Consider the following 19,432-nt stretch of genomic DNA (forward strand, 5'->3'; position numbering starts at 1 on the left):
GAGGGGGTGTGCGGCGAATGACGATGTCGCTGGACTTCGCCATTATTGTATCACGGGCTGGAGGACGACGCGGACCTTGTTCCGGTCGCCCCATTGGTTGAGGCATTTGAGGACCGCGTCATCCAGCGCGGCGTCGGTCACGAAAATCGTCTTTGCGGGCGTATCGAGGCGGGCTTGCGACGGCGGCGCCTTGCAGTCCTGAAACCGCTCTACAGGCGCGCTGTCGGCACTCTGCGCCTGCGGCCTTGCGGCAACGGCGGGAGAAAGCGCCGTGACGGTGAGCATTCCGGTTGCGATCAGCCGCCCGATCACGCGCCCTTCCCCAGCATTCCGACGAACTTTTCGAACAGATAATGGCTGTCCTGCGGGCCGGGGCTGGCCTCCGGATGGTATTGCACGCTGAAGGCCGGCCGGTCGGTCAGTTCGAAGCCGCAGTTGGAGCCGTCGAACAGCGAGACATGGGTGGCGCGCGCGTTTTCCGGCAGCGTCGCCGCCTCGACCGCGAAGCCGTGGTTCATGCTCGTGATCTCGACCCGGCCGTCGTCCAGCCGCTTGACCGGGTGATTCGCGCCGCGGTGGCCCTGGTGCATCTTGGCGGTCTTCGCGCCCACCGCGATGCCGAGCATCTGGTGGCCAAGGCAGATGCCGAACAGCGGCTTTCTGGTGTCGAGCCACTGCTGGATCATCGGCACCGCATAGACGCCGGTCGCGGCGGGATCACCGGGGCCGTTGGACAGGAACAGGCCGTCCGGCTCGTGCGCCATGATCTCTTCGAAGGTAGCCCTGGCGGGCAGAACGGTCACCCGCGCCCCGGCATCCACCAGATTGCGTAGGATGTTGCGCTTGATGCCATAATCGATGGCGACGACATGGGGGCGTGTCTCGACTTCGCTCGACACGAACGACGAAGGTGAGCCTTGTTCAGAAAAATCGTTCGTCCCGCGCGAGGTCGAGGGACGCGCGTAGCCCGTTCCGAGTTTCCACAGGCCCTCGTCCCACTTGTAGGTCTGGCGGGCGCTGACGTCCTTCGCCAGGTCCATGCCTTCAAGGCCGGGCCATGCCCGTGCCCGGGCGAGCAGCGCATCGATGTCGAACGCGCCCTTCGCGTCATGCGCGATCACGCCGTTAGGCGCGCCGTTCATCCGGATGCGGCGGGTGAGCGCCCGCGTATCGACCCCGGCGATGCCGATCCGGCCGTTGGATTTCAGCCATGCGTCGAAGTTCTGCGTCGCGCGGAAATTGGACGGCTGGGTGATGTCCTCGCGCAGCGCGCAGCCAAGCGCGTGAGGATTGAGCGCCTCTACGTCATCGACATTGGCCCCGACATTGCCGATGTGCGGAAAGGTGAAGGTTATGATCTGCCCGGCATAGCTCGGATCGGTCATCACTTCCTGATAGCCGGTCATGGCGGTGTTGAAGCACACCTCGCCTACGGCTTGCCCCTCCGCGCCAAGGCCATGGCCCCATATGACAGAGCCGTCCGCCAAAACCAGCACGCCCGTGGCTTTGTCGGGCGCGCGTTCGGGGTCGGCAACGGCCACGGGCGGCCTCCTTCTTTCAGCGTGGTTGGCGGGCAAACGGCGGGTGGTCTAGGCACCCCCCGCCGTCCCGTCAATCCTGTTAAATCATGCAAGTCTGCGTTAGACTGGCTCTTTCCACATATTACAAGGACCGTCATGATCCGTGACGATATAAAGGCCGCGCTTGTCCAGTCGATGAAAGCGCGCAACGAGGCCCGTACGTCCGCAATCCGCCTGATTCAGGCGGCGATCAAGAACAAGGACATCGAACTGCGCACCGGCGCCGCGCCCGCCGACGATGACGCGCTGGTCACCGACGTGCTTCAGAAAATGGCGAAGCAGCGTCGCGAATCGATAGAAATGTTCGACAAGGGCGGCCGCACCGAGTTGGCCGACGCCGAACGCGCCGAGTTGGCCGTCATCGAAGGCTTCCTCCCCGCGCAAATGGACGAGGCGGAGGCAAGGGCCGCGATCGACGCGCTGGTCGTTGAGCTGGGAGCAACCTCGGTCAAGGACATGGGCCGGGTGATGGCGGCGCTGAAAGAGCGCTACGCCGGCCAGATGGACATGAGCCGGGCAAGCGGACTGGTGAAGGCGGCGCTGGGGTAGTGAACGCCCCTCCCTTCAAGGGAGGGGAAAGGGGTGGGTAATGGGCGGTCGGGTAAACCCGAGACTGGCAGGATTTGCGCGCGACATGCGCAAGGCGCCCACGCCCGCCGAGGCGATGCTCTGGCGCTCATTGCGCAACAGCCAACTGGCCGGATTGAAATTCAGCAGGCAGATCGTGATCGGCATGGCGATCTGCGACTTTGTTTGTCGCGGATTGAAACTGGTGATCGAGGTCGACGGTGAAACGCACACGGACCGTTCAAAGGACGAAAGGCGCGATCAGGCCTTGATTAAGCTCGGCTATCAAGTCCTGCGCTTCACGAATGACGAGGTTCGCTCCAATCTCGACGGCGTGCTTCGGGCGATCATGCATGCGGCGGACGCCATTTCCTGCCCCATCCACCCCCCTACCCCCTCCCTTGAAGGGAGGGGGGGTGGATGACGATCTCCCCCGCCTTTCTGGACGAACTGCGCAACCGCGTGGCGCTGTCGGGCGTGGTCGGGCGCGCGGTCAAGCTTGTCCGCGCCGGGCGGGAATGGAAGGCCTGCTGCCCCTTTCACAACGAAAAGACTCCGAGCTTCTACGTCAACGACGACAAGGGCTTCTATCACTGCTTCGGATGCGGCGCGCATGGCGACGTGATTCGCTTCCTCACCGACCATGAGGGACTTGCCTTTCGCGACGCGGTGGAGCGTCTGGCGGTGGAAGCCGGGCTGGAAATGCCGCAGGAAAGCCGCGAGAGCCGCGCCGTCGAGGCGAAACGCACGGGGCTGGCCGATGTCATGGCCGCCGCCGCCAGATGGTATCAGGATGAACTTGCAAGCCCGGGCGGCGTCGATGCGCGCGCCTATCTGGAGCGCCGTGGCTTGAGCGCGACCGCGATCACGACGTTCGCGCTCGGCTATGCGCCCGACAGCCGCACACGCCTCAAAGCGGCGCTCAACAGCTATGGCGTGCCCGCGCTCGTCGAAGCGGGCCTGCTGATCCGGCCGGAAGACAGCGGCCGCGAGCCCTATGACAGGTTCCGTGGCCGGCTGATGTTCCCAATTCGCGATACCCGAGGCCGCGTGATCGCCTTTGGCGGCCGTATCCTCGGCGATGGCGAGCCGAAATATCTGAACTCGCCCGACACACCGCTGTTCGACAAGGGACGGACCCTCTTCAACCTGGATCGGGCGGGACCCGCCGGCCGCAAATCGGGCCGGCTGATCGTGGTCGAAGGCTATATGGACGTGATCGCGCTGCACGAGGCAGGCGTCATCGAAGCCGTCGCCCCGCTCGGCACCGCATTGACCGAGAACCAGCTGGCGCTGCTGTGGCGGGTGGTCGACACGCCCCTGCTCTGCTTCGACGGCGACGCGGCGGGACAGCGGGCGGCGCTGCGGGCGGCGCTGCGGGCGCTGCCGCTGCTGAAGCCGGGCAAATCGCTGGCGTTCATCACCCTGCCGCCGGGGCAGGATCCGGACGATCTGGTCCGCGCGGGCGGGGCCGAGGCGTTCGATAGGCTGGCGGCGCGGGCCGAACCGCTGGTGGAGCGGCTCTGGCAGTCGGAACTGGCCGCACTGCCGGTTTCCACGCCGGAGCAGCGGGCAGGCCTGCAGGCGCGGCTGCGCGATCTTGCTCGGTCGGTGGAAGACGTTGATGTCCGCCAGGCCTATGAGCAGAACTTCCGCGAGCGCTTCTATCAGCATTTCCGCACGCCGAATCGCTTCTCGCCCGGTTACCGCCCGTCACCGCCGCAATCGCGCGTGGCGGCGCGCAAGCCCGCCGACACCATCCTTTTCGCACTGGTCGTGGGCCTGCTGGAACATCCCGAACTGATCGTGCCAAATGCCGAAACGCTCGGCCGCCTCCAGATTGGGGACACCGAACTGGCCCGGCTCCGCGATGTGCTTCTGGAAACCGCGATGCGCGATCCCCACCTTGACAAGAGCACGCTTGACCACAATTTAGCCTCGGCGGGCGTGGGCGCGTTGGCAGAACAGGTGCGCCGTTCAAACAGGCTCGCCTTTTTCTTCACGCGGCAGGGTGACGACAGCGAGCGGGCGGCACAGGAGCTTGGTGCCGTTCTGGAGGTGCTGGCGGCGCTTGAAACAGTGGACGCGGCGCTGAACGAAGCCACCAATAGGCTTCGGGCAAGCGCGGCGCAGAATGATCTGGACGAGCAGCAGAAGCTGCTCCGCCAGAAGGACAGGCTCGACGCCAGGCTTAAAGCGCTGGCGCGAACTGAAGATTGAAGATAGGCGGCAACGCCGGAACGGCAGGGCGAACGACAGGCATGGCGAAAAGCGAAGCAGTCGCAACGGAATCCATCGACGGCAAGGCAGAGCGCGACGCGCCCCTGATCGACCTGAACGGAACCGCAATCAAGAAGCTGATCGCGCGCGCGAAGAAGCGGGGCGTCATCACCTATGACGAACTGAACGAGGCGCTTCCGCAGGATCAGATGTCTTCGGAGCAGATCGAGGACGTGATGTCCGCGCTCTCCGAAATGGGCGTCAACATCGTGGAAAACGACGAGCGCGAGGGCGATGGCCAGGAAAGCGCCGAAGGCGAGGAAGAAGAAACCTCGCTTGATGAAGGCGAGGCTTCGACCACCTTCACCCCGACCGCGACGAAGAAGGAAACGCTGGATCGCACAGACGATCCGGTGCGCATGTACCTGCGCGAAATGGGCGCGGTGGAACTGCTTTCCCGCGAAGGCGAAATCGCGATCGCCAAGCGCATCGAGGCGGGTCGCGACACGATGATCGCCGGGCTGTGCGAAAGCCCGCTGACCTTCAACGCCATCATCGACTGGGCTGTCGCGCTGAACGAAGGGCGCATGCAGCTTCGCGAGATTCTCGACCTAGAGGCGATGCTCTCGAAGGACCCGACCCCCGATGAGGTGGAAGGCGACGAGGACACCGGCGACGGCGAGATCAGCGCCAAGACCGCCGGTCCCAGCTTCAAGGAGGACGAGGACGAAGAGGAGGAGCCCTCCGCCACGGCCGACGAGGATGAGGAGAATTACACCGAGCGCCGCGCGCCCCGCCCCGCCGAGGAGGATGAGGAAGACAACGCGCTTTCGCTTGCGGCGATGGAAGAATTGCTGAAGCCGGACGCGCTGGAGCGTTTCTCCGCGATCACCGACGCCTATACCAAGTTCACCCGCCTTCAGGACAGCCGCCTCGGCGCGCTGGCCAATGGCGAGGACATCAGCGACCGCGACGAGCATGGCTTCCAGAAGCTGCGCGAAGAGCTGACGGAAATGGTGGAGGCCGTCCACTTCCACAACGCCAAGATCGAGTATCTGGTCGACCAGCTCTATAGCTACAACCGCCGCCTCACCACTCTGGGCGGGCAGATCCTGCGGCTGGCCGAACGGCACAAGGTGCCGCGCAAGGACTTTCTGACCCAGTATATGGGCAGCGAGATGGACGAGAACTGGCTCCAGCGCGTGGGCCAGATCGACAAGAAATGGGCCGCGTTCGCCCAGGGCGAATCAGGGGCGGTCGAAAAGATCCGCGCGGAAATCGCCGAGATCGCACAGGCGACCGGGATGGAGCTTGGCGAGTTCCGCCGCATTGTCAACATGGTGCAGAAGGGCGAGCGCGAGGCCCGCATCGCCAAGAAGGAGATGGTGGAAGCGAACCTGCGCCTCGTCATCTCCATCGCGAAGAAATACACCAACCGCGGCCTGCAGTTCCTGGACCTGATTCAAGAGGGCAATATCGGCCTGATGAAGGCGGTCGACAAATTCGAATACCGCCGTGGCTACAAGTTCAGCACCTACGCGACCTGGTGGATCAGGCAGGCGATCACCCGCTCCATCGCCGATCAGGCGCGGACCATCCGCATTCCGGTCCACATGATCGAGACGATCAATAAGCTGGTCCGCACGAGCCGCCAGATCCTTCACGAGATCGGCCGCGAACCGACGCCGGAGGAACTGGCCGAGCGTCTGTCGATGCCGCTTGAGAAGGTCCGCAAGGTGATGAAGATCGCCAAGGAGCCGATCAGCCTGGAAACGCCGATCGGCGACGAGGAGGATTCGCACCTCGGCGATTTCATCGAGGACAAGAACGCAGTCATTCCAATTGATGCCGCGATCCACGCCAACCTCAAGGAAACGGTGACCCGCGTGCTCGCCTCGCTCACCCCGCGCGAGGAGCGCGTGCTGCGCATGCGCTTCGGAATCGGCATGAACACCGATCACACGCTGGAGGAAGTGGGCCAGCAGTTCTCGGTGACGCGCGAGCGCATCCGGCAGATCGAGGCCAAGGCGCTGAGGAAACTCAAGCACCCGTCGCGCAGCCGCAAGATGCGGAGCTTTCTGGACCAATAGTTGGCCGGTCCCGGCGGATAATGCCCAAGGCGTTACAAATCGGGACCGAAATAAACGTCGTGTTTACAGCCTTCTCTCTATTCATCTGACAAACGTCGGCGGCACGGGCGCGATTTCCGTGCCTCGCCGGCCATTTGTTCGGGGATGGTGCGGCCGCTTCGGGGCCGCAACACAGAGAGGAAGCATAGTTGCCAGCAAGCCGACCACAGCCGGTGCCTGCTGATTCAAGCGAAGCACCCTTTCGGGCGTTCGTCGAGGAGACGATCGCCTCGTCGGGATCGGCGAATCATGACTTTGTCGGCCTCCTTGCCGGCTCCGGCCCGGTCTCGCGCCCCACCATGGCCGATACGCTGCATCATCTGAGCCTGCTCCACGGCAACCGGCCCAGCGTTTTTGAAGTGGTCGCCCAATCCGCGCTGGTTCCTGCGCCGGAATGGCTGAACGCCGCCATGCGCGCCTTTGCCGGTGAACGGGACCTCATGTCCCGGCTGATGGTGGCGGCAGGGCCGCCGCCAAGCCGACTCGGCCAGACCAGCGTACAGGAAACCGTCAGCGGGACGCGGACCGCGCTTCTGACCCTTGCCGGGTCCGACCGGCTGGGCTGCGCCATAGGCGCTGCGGCTGCTCTTCTGCTGGACTGGGACGGCGTGTCGGAAGCGCTTGCCGGCATTGCGCAGCGCCTTGGAGCCGACGCCGGGCGGCGCCATCAGGCCTGGCCATCGCCGGCCGAGACGATGCGGATGGCTGAGACGGCCGCCGCCCTGCCCGGCGGGGAGCGCGCGGTGCGGTTCGGCTTCCAGACGCTGCTGGCGCAGCACCGCGCGTTCTGGAACATCGTCCAGTCCCGCGCGACGGCGTAAAGCTCTTCGGCCGCGCGCTTGCCTTGCAGGCCGCTCCTTCCTATGCGTCAAGCCAAGCTTTGATCGGGAAGGCCGCACGATGCAATTTGAAGGTACCAGCGCCTATATCGCCACCCAGGACCTGAAGGTCGCGGTGAACGCGGCGGTCGCGCTCCGCCGCCCGCTGCTGGTGAAGGGCGAGCCGGGCACCGGCAAGACGGTGCTTGCGCATGAGATCGCGGCCACCGTCGGCGCACCGCTGATCGAATGGCACGTCAAATCCACCACCAAGGCGCAGCAGGGCCTTTACGAATATGACGCCGTCGCCCGCCTTCGCGACAGCCAGCTGGGCGACGAGCGCGTTCACGACATCGCCAATTACATCCGGCGCGGCAAGCTGTGGGAAGCCTTCACCTCCCCCACCCTGCCCGTGCTGCTGATCGACGAGATCGACAAGGCCGACATCGAGTTTCCTAACGACCTGCTGCAGGAACTCGACCGCATGGAGTTCCATGTCTACGAGACCGGCGAGACGGTGAAGGCGGCCGAGCGGCCGATCGTCGTCATCACGTCGAACAACGAGAAGGAACTGCCCGACGCATTTCTGCGGCGCTGCTTTTTCCACTACATCAAGTTTCCCGACCGGGAGACGATGCAGGCGATCATCGACGTTCACTTCCCCGGCATCCAGAAGATGCTGGTCGCAAAGGCGCTCGACGTCTTCTACGAGCTTCGCGACGTTCCGGGACTCAAGAAAAAGCCTTCGACCTCGGAACTGCTCGACTGGCTGAAGCTGCTGCTGCACGAGGACATGCCGCTGGAGGTTCTGCAATCGCAGGATCCGAAAAAGGCGATTCCGCCCCTGCACGGCGCGCTTCTGAAGAATGAGCAGGACGTCATGCTGTTCGAGCGGCTGGCCTTTCTCAACCGCCGGGGCGGCTGATCCTCTGATCAGATCAGATAGCCAAGTTCGTAAAGGCCCCACTGCCTGCCGCTGAACATCAGCGGCACGAACACCGAACGAAGCGCCCGATAGCGCCCCTCGCCGAAATCCTGGCGATAAGTGAAGAGGAAATAGTCGCCCTCGCTGTCCAGCGCGGCGCGCGTGGATGAATCCATGAAGATGCAGCGGTTGCGGCTGTAGAGGTGGTTTTCCTCCTCGTCCTCGCCCTGCGGCTGGCTGCGCTCGCTGATATGGGTGGGCAGAAAGCCGTTCATGTCGATCATGCAGCAGCCGACGATCGACGCGCGCGCCGCCGTCTGGCGGTCCAGAACCGGGCGCAACATCCGGTCGGCAAAGGGCACGAGGCCCGTCATGTACTTTCGCGGCTCATGCCCCGGCAACGGCACATAGCTGGTATCGAACAGCTGGCCGAGTTGAAGTTCGCCCGTAGCGAGCGCCGTCTCGACGATCGCCCGCACCTCCTCCGCGCCGACAAGCGCAAGCTCGATATAGGGCGTGTCGGGCGTCCTGATGCCGCTATGGGCGACCCTGTCGAGCATGCGGTTTGACAGCAACTCGAGCGCGTTCAGCCTTTCCTGGGCGTCGCCAAGGCTCTGCACATGCGCTTCGGCCGAGCATGCGAAGGTTTCGAGCCCGCCCTGCACGCATTCCACGGCCACCCGACTTGCATCCACCCGTTCCGCGACCCGCGCGGTGCGGTGCTCGAACTGACGGACGAACTGGGAAATCACTTCAAGCGCGCTGGTCACCTCCGACGCGCCGGTCCGCGCTTCCTGCCCCAGGGTGATGCCGGTCTTCAGATTCTCGATGATCGCCACGGCCTCGTCGTTCAGGAGGCGGATGCGCCGGTCGATATCACCGGTGACGGCGCGCGTGTCCTGCGCAAGCTTCTTCACTTCGCCGGCGACCACCCGGAAACCGCGTCCCGCCTCGCCCGCGCGGGCGGCCTCGATGGTCGCGTTGAGCGCCAGATAATCGGTCTGCCGGGCCAGCGCGTCGATGGTGCCGGACAGGGTGCCGACCAGGCCAAGCGCCTCGCCAAGCGCATTCAGCCGATGGTCCAGCCCCACCACCAGATCAATCATGCCGTTCACCGAATCCATTGCCCGTTCGATCACCGCATGGCTGGACGCGATCGACTGCTGCGCCTGGTTGGCGAATGCCTGCGCATCCAGCGTAGCGTCGGCGACATCCTGCTGCCCGTCCAGAAGCTCGGCCGAGGTGGCGCGCAGGCGCGACAGCAGGACGGTGTTGGCACGGATGCGTTCGGCCACCCGGTTCACATGTCCGGCCACATCGCTGCATTCGATTGCGAACTGGCCGCAGGCTTCTCCCACGGCCGCCAAGGGGTCAAGTGCGTCTTCCTGCGCCCCCACGATCATCGCATGTCCCGGCTGCATCATCCCACGTTAACCACGGTTGGTTAATGAATGCTGCAATGCCACAGAAAATGTTGCAAGCGCGAAACGCTGGCCCTCGCGCGGGTGCGGCTCTAGAGTGGCCTGATGTTTACGTCATTTGTAGATGAATTGCGCCGCGCAGGCATTCCGGCATCGCTGAAGGAGCATCTCGTGCTGCTCGATGCGATGAAGCACGGCGTCATCCCCGCCCGGGTGGAAGACTTTTACTATCTGTCGCGGACGACCTTCGTGAAGGACGAAAGCCTGCTGGACCGCTTCGACCAGGTGTTCGCCAAGGTTTTCAAAGGGCTGGAGGGAAATCCGGACGGCGAAGAGGCCGAGTTGCCCGAGGAATGGCTGAAGGCCATCGCCGAGAAATATCTGTCGCCCGAGGAGATGGAAAAGATCAAGGCGCTCGGCTGGGACGAGGTGATGGAGACGCTGAAAAAGCGGCTGGAAGAGCAGAAGGAGCAGCATCACGGCGGCAACAAATGGATCGGCACCGGGGGCACATCGCCGTTCGGGAACAGCGGCTACAATCCCGCAGGTGTCCGCATAGGCGGAAAAGGCAAGCATGGCCGCGCGATCAAGGTCTGGGACAAGCGCGAGTTCAGGAACCTGGACAACACGGTGGAGCTTGGCATCCGCAACATCAAGGTGGCGCTTCGCCGCCTGCGCCGTTTCGCGCGCGAGGGCGCGGCCGACGAGCTTGACCTGGACGCCACGATCAGGGGTACGGCCCGACAAGGCTGGCTGGATATCGTGATGCGGCCGGAACGGCACAACGCGGTCAAGCTGCTGCTGTTCCTGGATGTCGGCGGATCAATGGACCCGCATATCAGGCTGTGCGAGGAACTGTTCTCCGCCGCCACCAGCGAGTTCAAGCATCTGGAGTTCTTCTATTTCCACAACTGCCCCTATGAGGGCGTGTGGAAGGACAACAGCCGCCGCTTCACCGCCAGAACGCCGACGATGGACGTGCTCCACAAGTTCAGCGCCGACTATAAGCTGGTGTTCGTCGGCGATGCATCGATGAGCCCCTATGAAATCGTGCAGAAGGGCGGATCGGTCGAACATTTCAACGAGGAGCCGGGCGCCGTCTGGATGAAGCGCCTGACCGAAGTCTATCATGCGGCGGTCTGGCTTAACCCCATTCCGAAAGCGCACTGGGGCTATAGCGAATCGAATCGGCTCATCCGCGAACTGATGGACGAGCGGATGTATCCGCTGACGCTCGATGGGCTGGATGAGGCGATGCGCGAACTGACGCGCAAGCATTAGAAAAGCGCAATTCAGGCGGGCGACGGCATGGTCCAGATCACCACATTGGCGATGAGGACGGCCGCGACCAGAAGCATCAGCCCGGCGCGTTTCCAGTCCTTTCGGGCAAGCCCCAAATACAGCCCGCCGCCGACCAGCGCGAATGAAGCGATCATGGCGATGGAATAGGCGAGCGAGGAAAATGACGTCATGACGCTTCTCTAAGCGAGTTTTGCCAATTAGCTAGTAACAATGGGTTCGGGGGATTCGTTCGACATCTTTGTTATCGGCGGCGGCATCAACGGCGCCGCCATCGCCCGGGACGCCGCCGGACGCGGGCTGAGCGTTGGCCTGGCTGAACGCGGCGATTTTGGCGGCGGCACGTCGTCGGCTTCCACCAAGCTGCTGCACGGCGGGCTTCGCTATCTGGAGTTCGGCGATTTCGGCCTGGTCAAAAAGGCGCTGAACGAACGGTCCGTCATCTTCGATTCGGCACCGCATCTGGCCTGGCCGATGCCTTTCGTCATTCCCCGCATGCGCGACGCTCGGCCGGAATGGCAGATCCGCCTCGCGCTGCTGCTCTACGACCATCTGGGCGACCGGGGCGGCATGGCGAAGAGCCGTACTATCAGGCTGCGGCAGGACCGGGCGGGACGCGGGCTGGACCCCGGCATCTTCAAGGGCTGGCGCTATTGGGACGGCTGGATCGACGACGCGCGAATGGTGATCGCCCTGTTGCGCGACGCCGAGGCGCGCGGCGCGACCCTATTCCCGCGCATTGCGGCGACCCATGCGGAGCGCGCGGGCGGCGGCTGGCGGATCACCCTTTCGGACGAGCGGACGGTGGAGGCCCGCCACCTCGTCAACGCCACCGGGCCATGGGCGGAAAGGACCGCGCGTGAGATCATGCAGGTGGAAGACCTGCCCGCGCTCCGCCTCGTTCAGGGCAGCCACATCGTCGTCGAACGGCCTACTTCGGCCGAGGATGCGCTGATGATCCAGCAGCCGGACAAGCGCGTCGTTTTCATGGTGCCGCTGGGCGACGAACATCTGATGATCGGCACCACCGAAACGCCGCTTTCCGCAATGCCCGCAACGCCAAGCCCGACGCGGGATGAAATCGTCTATCTGCTGATGGCCGCCAATCAGGTGCTGGCAAAGCCGATCGCCGTCGCCGACATCGTCCACACCGTCGCAGGGGTGCGGCCGCTGGTGGTGGACCCCGGCAAGGACGCGCGCGAGACAAGCCGCGACTGGCGGCTTCACATGCATGAGGCGGGCGACGCACTGACCGTCGTCGGCGGCAAGATCACCACTCACCGGCTGCTGGCCGAGGACGTGCTCGCCCGGCTTCAGCCGTCGACAAAACCCTGGACTGCGGGCGAGACCCTTCCGGGCGGCGATTTCCAGCCGCGGCCGGGCGAACGCAACCGCGACGCCCATGCCCGTTGGCTGGAGGGCCTGCCCCGCCGCTTTTCGGATTACGACCCGGCGATCGTGCGGCGGTTCGCCCGGCGGTTCGGGCGCGAGGCGGAGCAGATGCTGACCGACGGCATCGGCGCTGAAACGGCAGGGCTGTTCGAAGCCGAACTTCGCCACTTCGTGACGAGGGAATGGGCGGCGACGGCCGACGACATATTGTGGCGGCGAACAAGGGTAGGCATTTCCGCCTCGCCGAACGCCGAGCGGGATATCGACCACTGGATTTCCCGCTTCACGCTTGAAGCGGCAGGCCCCGGCAAGCGTCGGAAAAGCTGACACTCCGCACCCATGACTCGAACGCGGCCACGCAAATCCGCCACTGGTCTGAAACTTGCTTGATTTAGAGCGATGTTCAGACGCTTTCTCAGATTGTTCCAGATCCGCACACGCCTTGAAGCCTGCGCGGTGATCTATGCGCTGGCGCTTGGCGCAGTCGAACGCGGCGCTCATTATCTCACCTCCTATCCCGGCCTGCCGGGCTATCTGCTGTTCGCCGCCTGCCTGTGCGCGGTCTTCATGGGCGGCGGCAAGATTCTGGATGCGGTGCGGCATTTCCAGGAGCGGGAAGCCGCGAAGGACGAAACAGTCCAGCCGACCGGGTAACGGCCTGTTAACCTGAACATCGGACACTTCCCCCGGCGCAAGGAACCGCCGTGGAGGACGTCGCATGGCCGAAATCGATCAGACGCTCGCCAATGTGGAAAAGGCGATCATGCCAACCATCGCGTCGATGCTGGATGCATTGATCGATTCGGCCCAGGGCGCACGTCCCGGGATCGACGGGCTTCGCTACGCCACCGACATCCGCATGCTGGCGGACCAGGCCCAACGGGCCAGCCGAGAGATCGGCGAACTGATGGTGGCCGCGCATCATCGCAAGATGCAGGCGAGTCACAGCCGCGCGGCCTGACACCCGCGAATAAAAAGCCGGTTTTTCAACGCATAAAACCAACGGCTCTTCGCGCAAAACCGCGCATGCGAGCGACCTAAGCCACTGTTTTCCAACAGCAATTCCATTTGACGGCCTGTGGGGGAATCATCTTTACACGCGGGTGTGCAAACCCTATATCGCCAGTCCGCTGCCCCATGGGACTTCCAACCGCAAGGCAGCTTACTGTCAACTACCCGTTGGAGGTCCCTTGAGTTGCACACGCATCATAGCGCGTTGGGGGTAGCTGCTACCCTTCGTCCGGTTCAGCCGGTCACGCTTGTCCGTCCGCACGCCGCTCGCCGTGCTGCCCGCTTCTTTGTCGAGAAGTTTCCGGGCACGTCGATGTATGCCGTGAAGGCCAATCCGTCGCCCGAACTTCTGAGGGAGCTTTGGGCGGGCGGAATCACGCATTATGACGTGGCGTCGATCGCCGAGGTGCGCCTTGTCCGCCAGACGCTGGGCGATGCGGCAACGCTGTGTTTCATGCATCCGGTGAAGGCCGAGGAGGCAATCGCCGAAGCTTATCTCGATCACGGCGTCCGCACCTTCTCGCTCGACAGCCGCGAAGAGCTGGACAAGATCGTCCGCGCGACCAACGGCGCGACCGACCTGACGCTGTGCGTGCGCCTGCGCGTGTCGTCCGACTATTCCAAGCTCAGCCTTGCATCGAAGTTCGGCGTGGGCGTGGACGAAGCGCCCGCGCTGCTGCTCGCCACCCGGCAGGTCGCCGATGCACTTGGCATCTGCTTTCACGTCGGCAGCCAGGCGATGACGCCGCATGCCTATGGCAATGCGCTGGAGCGCGTGCGCGCGGCGATTGTAGCGGCGGCGGTGACAGTGGATGTCGTCGATGTCGGCGGCGGATTTCCGTCCGTCTATCCCGGCATGGAGCCGACGGACCTCGAACATTATTTCGACACGATCCACCGGGGCTTCGAGAGCCTGCCGATCAGCTATTCGGCGGAACTCTGGGCAGAGCCGGGACGCGCGCTCTGCGCCGAATATTCCAGCGTGCTGGTGCGCGTGGAAAAGCGGCGCGACGATGTGCTCTACATCAACGACGGCGCCTATGGATCGCTGTTCGATGCCGCGCATGTCGCATGGCGCTTTCCGGTGAAGCTGGTCCGCGAAAAGGAAAGCGCTGCACGACCGCTGAACTTCAGCTTCTATGGGCCGACCTGCGACGACATGGACCATATGGCGGGGCCGTTCGCCCTGCCCGCCGATGTCCAGGCAGGCGACTATATCGAGGTCGGGATGCTCGGGGCCTATGGCGCGGCGATGCGCACCGGCTTCAACGGCTTTACCGCAGGCGACACGGTGACCGTCACCGACGAGCCGATGGCGAGCCTCTACATGCCTGCCGAGCAGCCTTCGACCGTGGTGGAAATCGCCCGCAAGCTGTAACAGCACGCGGATAGAAACGGATCGATTCACGCACTTCGTCATTCCGGCGATAGCTGGAATCCATTCTGCTTCGGCATGGACTCCGGACTTCACCGGGGTGCGGGTGAATTGATCGGAACCGAACTGATTCTGGAGTTTGAAATGACCGAACCTCTGGTGAACGACCAGCGCAAGGCCGAACTGCTGTCGAAGCAGGTTCGCCATATCGACATCAAGAGCTTCGATGCCCGGCCGATCATCGACCAGATGGAAGGCATGAGCTTCACCAGCCGCGACCTGGCGCGGGCGACCCGCATCTACAACCAGATGCTGGAGGACAAGGACTGCTCGATCTTTCTGGTGATCGCCGGCTCCACCTCGGCGGGCGGCTGCATGGACCTCTATGCGGAACTGGTGCGCAACAACATGGTGGACGGCATCGTCGCCACCGGCGCGACCATCGTCGACATGGATTTCTTCGAGGGCCTGGGCCACAAGCACTATCAGGCGCAGGAAATCCCCGACGACGACACGCTGCGCTCGCTCTACATCGATCGCATCTACGACACCTATATCGACGAGGTGGCGCTTCAGGATTGCGACCACACCATTTTCGAGATCGCCGAGAGCCTGGAGCCCCGCCCCTATTCCTCGCGCGCGTTCATCCGCGAAATGGGCAAGTGGCTGGCGAAGAACGGCAAGAAGGAAAACAGCCTCGTGAAGCTCGCCTATGAGCATGACGTGCCGATCTTCTGCCCCGCCTTCACCGACAGCTCGGCGGGCTTTGGCCTCGTCAAGCATCAGGTCGATGCGATGAAGCGCGGCGGCCATTACATGACGCTCGATTCCATCGCGGACTTCCGCGAACTGACCGACATCAAGATCAAGGCGGGCGTGACCGGCCTTTTGATGGTGGGCGGCGGCGTGCCGAAGAACTTCATCCAGGACACGGTGGTCTGCGCCGAAATCCTGGGCCATGAGGTGGATGTTCACAAATATGCGGTGCAGATCACCGTCGCCGATGTGCGCGACGGGGCCTGCTCGTCCTCCACGCTTCAGGAGGCCGCGAGCTGGGGCAAGGTTTCGACCGCAATGGAGCAGATGGTCTTTGCCGAAGCGGGCTCGGTCATCCCGCTGCTGGCGTCGGACGCCTATCATCGCGGTCATTGGAAAACCCGCGCCAAACGGGCCTATGCGACGATGTTCGACCGCGCGGTGCAGGCACCGAAAGGTTAGAGCGGGGTACGTCAGATCGGATTGACCTGCACCGCGAGGATTTCGCGCCTGTGGGCAGGAGGCGGGCGCAGGACGTAGTGGTGGCTACGATCAAGCCCGTCGACGAACCCACAGCGCGAAACGACGCGGCCCTTCGGGTTGTCCTGTGGCGCGCGCCCGCGACATTGCGTCGCTTGCACGATGGACCCGCATCGCGCTGCGCGCCGCGCCTTGCGGATCATCCCGCCCCAGGACAACGCAGGTGGTTTTGATTTAACGCACGCCGCTCTAATATTGCGATGGAACGGTTGGCTGCCGGGACAGGGCGTTGCCACATCCCGCCCGTGGGCTTTATGTAGGCACCTGTTCACGGGCTTCCCCCGTCCGTGAAGCTGTGTCTCTCCAATGAAAGCAAAGTCCCCTTTTATGAAGCTTCCCCTTATCGTTTCTCTTGCGGCCTGCGGCCTTGCGCTGTCGGCCTGCGGCAACGGCAATACCGGCAGCGAAGAAGCCAATATCGCCGAAGCCAACCAGACCGTGGACGAGGCCACGCCGCTGCCGCCGGCAATCGCCGATAGCCGTCCCTATCGCTGCGCGGACGGAAGCGTTTTCTTTGTGGATTTCCTCGCGGACGGCAAAACCGTGAATCTGCGGACGGAACGCGAAGGCCTGCCGACCACGCTCACCGCCGAAGAGCAGGGCGGACCTTATGTCGCCGAAGGCTATTCGGTCGGCGGGAACGCCGAGGAAACGAAGATCGCAACGCCGGACAAGCCCGAGCAGAGCTGCAAGGCCTGATTCCGACTGATCCGCGATTTTTGGGTCCCCGGGGCATGGCTCCGGGGATTTTTCTACCGCTCAAAGCTGGCGACCAGCTCCACATGGATCGACCAGCGGAACTGGCCCACCGGCCATAGCCGCTCCAGCCGGAACCCTGCATCGACAAGCGCCTTTGCATCGCGCGCAAAGCTGTTTGGATTGCAGGACACCATGACCGCCCGCGGCACGGCCGAGCGGGCGATCATCTCTACCTGCGCCCTGGCTCCGGCGCGCGGCGGATCGACCACCACGGCGTCGAAGGGCTGAAGCTCCTTCATATCGAGCGGGGCGCGGAACAGGTCGCGGTGCCGCGCCGTCACCGGCCGCTGGAACCGGTTCGCCGCCTGCTGGAGTGCTTCCATCGCATTGCCTGCCGCGTCCACGGCGGTGACATGCGCCTGCCGGGAAAGCGGAAGCGAAAATGTGCCGAGCCCGGCGAAAAGATCGGCGATCCTCCGCGCGCCCGCAACGGACCGCTGAACCGCTGAAACCAGCGCCCGCTCGCCGTCGACCGTCGCCTGAAGAAAGGCGGACGGCGGCAGCGCAACGGGTATGCCGTCGAAGGATATGGTCGGCGCGTCCGGCATATGCACCAGTTCCGCGCCATATCCCCGGTCGACCGACAGCCGCGCGAGGCCATGCTTCACCGCAAAATCGGTCATCGCTTCCAGCGCGCCCAGCCCATCGGCCGTGACCGGACCGATCAGCACGTCCACTCCCTGATCGCAGCGCGTAAGCGTGATCCCACCCGCAGACCGTTCGGCAAACAGCCTTGAGGAAAGCTTTCGCAACGGCTCCACCAGCGCGAAAAGCACCGGGTCCAGCACCGGACATTCGGCAATGTCGACCAGCCTGTGACTTTCCCCCTCGTTGAAGCCAAGCACCACCCGGCCCTGTCGCTTCTGCACGCGGAGGCTCGCCCGGCGGCGGCATCCGGCGGGGGAGAGATGCGGTTCCTCCATATCGGGAGCGCTTATCCCCTGCTGGGCCAGCGCATGGCGAATCCGGTCGGATATGAAGGCGCGATAGGCGGCGTCATCCACATGCTGAAGCTGGCACCCGCCACAACGCCCGTAATGGCGGCAGGGCGGCGACGCATGATGCGGCCCCCTTTCCACCACCTCGCCATCGGCATTGACCAGATCGCCCGGAGCCGCGCCGGCCACATGCAGCCCATCGGCGGTCACGCCGTCGCCGCGTGAGGCGATGCGGATGATCCGGCCTTCGCCGGGCGCGCTCAGTTGCTGCATGCGGTATCGGCCAGCGTGCGGTTCAATGCCGGGACAAGCGCGTCGGCGTTGATGAGCGGACCTGCAAGCCGGGCCGCCTCGCCATGCAGCCACACGCCCGCGCAGGCCGCCTCGAACGGCTCCAGCCCACGCGCCAGCATTGCCGCGATCACGCCGGAAAGCACATCACCGGTGCCTGCGGTCGAAAGCCAGAAGCTGGGGGAGCCGGAGATTGCCGCCCTTCCGTCCGGCGCGGCCACGATCGTGTCGGGGCCTTTCAGTACCACCACCGCCTGAGCGGTGGCGGCCGCCTTGCGCGCCCGGTCGACCCTGCTTCCCGTCTGCGCACCGAACAGCCGGACGAACTCGCCCTCATGGGGCGTCAGCACGGCAGCCCGGCCGTGGAGGCGGCGGGCGACGGGGATTGCGCTTGCGCCAAGCAGGACCAGCGCATCGGCATCCAGCACCAAGGGACAGCCGGGGCCGGACAAGGCCGCATCGAGACGGACGGACGCCTCCCTGTCGCGGCCAAGTCCCGGCCCGACCACCACCGCGCCGATGCGGCCATCCTCCAGCAGTTGTTCAAGCTCCAGCTCATCCGTTTGCCGCTGAATGACGGAGTCCGGGCCGCCAGGTGCCGCGCCCGTGCCCGCGACCACGACATAGCCGGCGCCTGCCGCCTGCGCGCCACGGGCGGCGAGCATGGCTGCGCCGGGCATTGCGCCTTCGACGACCAGCGCAAAGCCGCGTGTATATTTGTGATCGGCAAATGTTGGAGCCGACAGCCGGGGTTTCGTGATCCGCCAGCAGCGGGTTTCAACCGGGATGCCGATGTCTGCGGTGACGATCCTGCCGCACAGGCCCGCCGCCGGATAGAGCAGATGCGCGGGCTTCAGCGCTGCGAGCGCGATCGTCATGTCGAAAGGCAGCGACGCGCCAAGGAGCGCGCCGTCGTCCGTGCCGACTCCGCTTGGAAGGTCGATTGCGATCCTGGCGTTGGCGGCCCCCATTAAATCCGCCAGACGGCCCGCTACCTGCGGCTTCAGCTTGCGCTTCATGCCGGTGCCGAACAACGCATCGACCAGCACCGGAGCCGGTTGCACGCTGGCCAATGGCTCGACCGGCGCAGGACAGGCGGCAGCCGCAGCCACCGCTTCGCGCGACGAGGGCGGCGCAAGCTGGCCGACCGTGACGGGCCAGCCGCGCTCGGCGAGTTCGCGCGCGATCACATAGCCGTCACCGCCATTGTTGCCGGGTCCGCAAAGGACAAGCACATGATCGGGACCGGTGAAGGCCGCAATGGCTGATGCCGCAGCGCGGCCCGCGCGGTCCATCAGTGCTTCGCCCGGCGTTCCCGCCGCAATCGCAGCGGCATCCGCGCGCCGCATTTCATCGGCGGTGGCGACGGCCTGTTCCAAAACGATGCTTGTCATGACTTCTCCAGCATGTA

19 protein-coding genes are annotated in these 19,432 nt (G+C 64.4%); 13 read left to right on the forward strand and 6 right to left on the reverse strand.

Features of this window, described 5'->3' with window-relative positions:
* Window positions 1-42 precede the first annotated feature (42 nt).
* Both BSL82_RS06320 and carA read right to left on the reverse strand, forming a co-directional pair.
* Complete coding sequence (locus BSL82_RS06320; protein ID WP_072596523.1) at window positions 43-312, reverse strand: hypothetical protein; 270 nt, start codon at window positions 310-312, stop codon at window positions 43-45.
* Window positions 309-1,541: a glutamine-hydrolyzing carbamoyl-phosphate synthase small subunit gene (gene carA / locus BSL82_RS06325; RefSeq protein ID WP_072596524.1), complete on the reverse strand. Its 1,233-nt coding sequence runs from the start codon at window positions 1,539-1,541 to the stop codon at window positions 309-311. Before carA ends, BSL82_RS06320 begins: the two co-directional genes overlap by 4 nt.
* A gap of 135 nt (window positions 1,542-1,676) precedes the next feature.
* Between carA and BSL82_RS06330 the strand changes: the two genes are divergently transcribed.
* The 6 genes from BSL82_RS06330 (at window position 1,677) to BSL82_RS06355 (ending at window position 8,239) form a co-directional block, all read left to right on the forward strand.
* Window positions 1,677-2,129, forward strand: a complete 453-nt coding sequence (locus BSL82_RS06330) for a GatB/YqeY domain-containing protein (protein WP_072596525.1) — start codon at window positions 1,677-1,679, stop codon at window positions 2,127-2,129.
* Window positions 2,130-2,169: 40 nt separating this feature from the next.
* Window positions 2,170-2,571: an endonuclease domain-containing protein gene (locus BSL82_RS06335; protein ID WP_072596526.1), complete on the forward strand. Its 402-nt coding sequence runs from the start codon at window positions 2,170-2,172 to the stop codon at window positions 2,569-2,571.
* A complete protein-coding gene (gene dnaG / locus BSL82_RS06340; RefSeq protein ID WP_072596527.1) occupies window positions 2,568-4,367 on the forward strand; it encodes a DNA primase in 1,800 nt (599 codons plus the stop codon). The genes BSL82_RS06335 and dnaG overlap by 4 nt, the downstream gene beginning before the upstream one ends.
* A gap of 41 nt (window positions 4,368-4,408) precedes the next feature.
* A complete protein-coding gene (gene rpoD / locus BSL82_RS06345) occupies window positions 4,409-6,457 on the forward strand; it encodes an RNA polymerase sigma factor RpoD (RefSeq protein ID WP_072596528.1) in 2,049 nt (682 codons plus the stop codon).
* Between the two features lie 212 nt (window positions 6,458-6,669).
* The gene (locus BSL82_RS06350) at window positions 6,670-7,317 is read left to right on the forward strand and encodes a DUF6975 family protein (protein WP_072596529.1); all 648 of its coding nucleotides are present in this window, start codon (window positions 6,670-6,672) and stop codon (window positions 7,315-7,317) included.
* Window positions 7,318-7,396: 79 nt separating this feature from the next.
* Window positions 7,397-8,239: an AAA family ATPase gene (locus BSL82_RS06355; RefSeq protein ID WP_072596530.1), complete on the forward strand. Its 843-nt coding sequence runs from the start codon at window positions 7,397-7,399 to the stop codon at window positions 8,237-8,239.
* 8 nt (window positions 8,240-8,247) lie between these two features.
* On the opposite strand, the gene BSL82_RS06360 is transcribed toward BSL82_RS06355, so the two are convergent.
* Window positions 8,248-9,663: a methyl-accepting chemotaxis protein gene (locus tag BSL82_RS06360; RefSeq protein ID WP_083579076.1), complete on the reverse strand. Its 1,416-nt coding sequence runs from the start codon at window positions 9,661-9,663 to the stop codon at window positions 8,248-8,250.
* 102 nt (window positions 9,664-9,765) lie between these two features.
* Between BSL82_RS06360 and BSL82_RS06365 the strand changes: the two genes are divergently transcribed.
* A complete protein-coding gene (locus tag BSL82_RS06365; protein ID WP_072596531.1) occupies window positions 9,766-10,941 on the forward strand; it encodes a vWA domain-containing protein in 1,176 nt (391 codons plus the stop codon).
* An 11-nt stretch (window positions 10,942-10,952) separates the two neighbouring features.
* Here the strand turns inward: BSL82_RS06365 and BSL82_RS06370 are convergent, their stop codons facing one another.
* Entirely contained in the window at window positions 10,953-11,132 is a 180-nt protein-coding gene (locus tag BSL82_RS06370; protein WP_072596532.1) for a hypothetical protein, read from the reverse strand.
* Window positions 11,133-11,172: 40 nt separating this feature from the next.
* On the opposite strand from BSL82_RS06370, the gene glpD reads away from it, so the two are divergent.
* The 6 genes from glpD (at window position 11,173) to BSL82_RS06405 (ending at window position 16,732) form a co-directional block, all read left to right on the forward strand.
* Window positions 11,173-12,678 (forward strand): glycerol-3-phosphate dehydrogenase, encoded by a 1,506-nt coding sequence (gene glpD, locus BSL82_RS06375; protein WP_072596533.1) that lies wholly within the window; start codon window positions 11,173-11,175, stop codon window positions 12,676-12,678.
* A 72-nt stretch (window positions 12,679-12,750) separates the two neighbouring features.
* Entirely contained in the window at window positions 12,751-13,005 is a 255-nt protein-coding gene (locus BSL82_RS06380) for a hypothetical protein (RefSeq protein WP_072596534.1), read from the forward strand.
* A gap of 64 nt (window positions 13,006-13,069) precedes the next feature.
* Window positions 13,070-13,312, forward strand: coding sequence for a hypothetical protein (locus tag BSL82_RS06385; protein WP_072596535.1), 243 nt, complete (start codon window positions 13,070-13,072; stop codon window positions 13,310-13,312).
* Window positions 13,313-13,546: 234 nt separating this feature from the next.
* Window positions 13,547-14,740, forward strand: coding sequence for a type III PLP-dependent enzyme domain-containing protein (locus tag BSL82_RS06390; RefSeq protein ID WP_072596536.1), 1,194 nt, complete (start codon window positions 13,547-13,549; stop codon window positions 14,738-14,740).
* Between the two features lie 141 nt (window positions 14,741-14,881).
* Entirely contained in the window at window positions 14,882-15,955 is a 1,074-nt protein-coding gene (locus BSL82_RS06395) for a 1,9-bis(guanidino)-5-aza-nonane synthase (protein WP_072598635.1), read from the forward strand.
* A gap of 405 nt (window positions 15,956-16,360) precedes the next feature.
* Window positions 16,361-16,732, forward strand: a complete 372-nt coding sequence (locus BSL82_RS06405) for a hypothetical protein (protein WP_072596538.1) — start codon at window positions 16,361-16,363, stop codon at window positions 16,730-16,732.
* Between the two features lie 53 nt (window positions 16,733-16,785).
* Here BSL82_RS06405 and BSL82_RS06410 read toward each other — a convergent pair whose 3' ends face one another.
* Window positions 16,786-18,003, reverse strand: coding sequence for a class I SAM-dependent RNA methyltransferase (locus tag BSL82_RS06410; RefSeq protein WP_072596539.1), 1,218 nt, complete (start codon window positions 18,001-18,003; stop codon window positions 16,786-16,788).
* Complete coding sequence (locus tag BSL82_RS06415) at window positions 17,991-19,415, reverse strand: bifunctional ADP-dependent NAD(P)H-hydrate dehydratase/NAD(P)H-hydrate epimerase (RefSeq protein WP_072596540.1); 1,425 nt, start codon at window positions 19,413-19,415, stop codon at window positions 17,991-17,993. The genes BSL82_RS06410 and BSL82_RS06415 overlap by 13 nt, the downstream gene beginning before the upstream one ends.
* Window positions 19,416-19,432 lie beyond the last annotated feature (17 nt).

This window comes from Tardibacter chloracetimidivorans, assembly GCF_001890385.1.
Classification (GTDB): domain Bacteria; phylum Pseudomonadota; class Alphaproteobacteria; order Sphingomonadales; family Sphingomonadaceae; genus Tardibacter; species Tardibacter chloracetimidivorans.

Bases quoted from the DNA above. Each gene is read 5' to 3' on its own strand.
- BSL82_RS06330 (WP_072596525.1), top strand. From the start codon at position 1,677: ATGATCCGTGACGATATAAAGGCCGCGCTTGTCCAGTCGATGAAAGCG.
- BSL82_RS06335 (WP_072596526.1), top strand. From the start codon at position 2,170: ATGGGCGGTCGGGTAAACCCGAGACTGGCAGGATTTGCGCGCGACATG.
- dnaG (WP_072596527.1), top strand. From the start codon at position 2,568: ATGACGATCTCCCCCGCCTTTCTGGACGAACTGCGCAACCGCGTGGCG.
- rpoD (WP_072596528.1), top strand. From the start codon at position 4,409: ATGGCGAAAAGCGAAGCAGTCGCAACGGAATCCATCGACGGCAAGGCA.
- BSL82_RS06355 (WP_072596530.1), top strand. From the start codon at position 7,397: ATGCAATTTGAAGGTACCAGCGCCTATATCGCCACCCAGGACCTGAAG.
- BSL82_RS06360 (WP_083579076.1), bottom strand. From the start codon at position 9,663: ATGATGCAGCCGGGACATGCGATGATCGTGGGGGCGCAGGAAGACGCA.
- BSL82_RS06365 (WP_072596531.1), top strand. From the start codon at position 9,766: ATGTTTACGTCATTTGTAGATGAATTGCGCCGCGCAGGCATTCCGGCA.
- BSL82_RS06370 (WP_072596532.1), bottom strand. From the start codon at position 11,132: ATGACGTCATTTTCCTCGCTCGCCTATTCCATCGCCATGATCGCTTCA.
- glpD (WP_072596533.1), top strand. From the start codon at position 11,173: ATGGGTTCGGGGGATTCGTTCGACATCTTTGTTATCGGCGGCGGCATC.
- BSL82_RS06380 (WP_072596534.1), top strand. From the start codon at position 12,751: ATGTTCAGACGCTTTCTCAGATTGTTCCAGATCCGCACACGCCTTGAA.
- BSL82_RS06385 (WP_072596535.1), top strand. From the start codon at position 13,070: ATGGCCGAAATCGATCAGACGCTCGCCAATGTGGAAAAGGCGATCATG.
- BSL82_RS06395 (WP_072598635.1), top strand. From the start codon at position 14,882: ATGACCGAACCTCTGGTGAACGACCAGCGCAAGGCCGAACTGCTGTCG.
- BSL82_RS06405 (WP_072596538.1), top strand. From the start codon at position 16,361: ATGAAGCTTCCCCTTATCGTTTCTCTTGCGGCCTGCGGCCTTGCGCTG.
- BSL82_RS06410 (WP_072596539.1), bottom strand. From the start codon at position 18,003: ATGCAGCAACTGAGCGCGCCCGGCGAAGGCCGGATCATCCGCATCGCC.
- BSL82_RS06415 (WP_072596540.1), bottom strand. From the start codon at position 19,415: ATGACAAGCATCGTTTTGGAACAGGCCGTCGCCACCGCCGATGAAATG.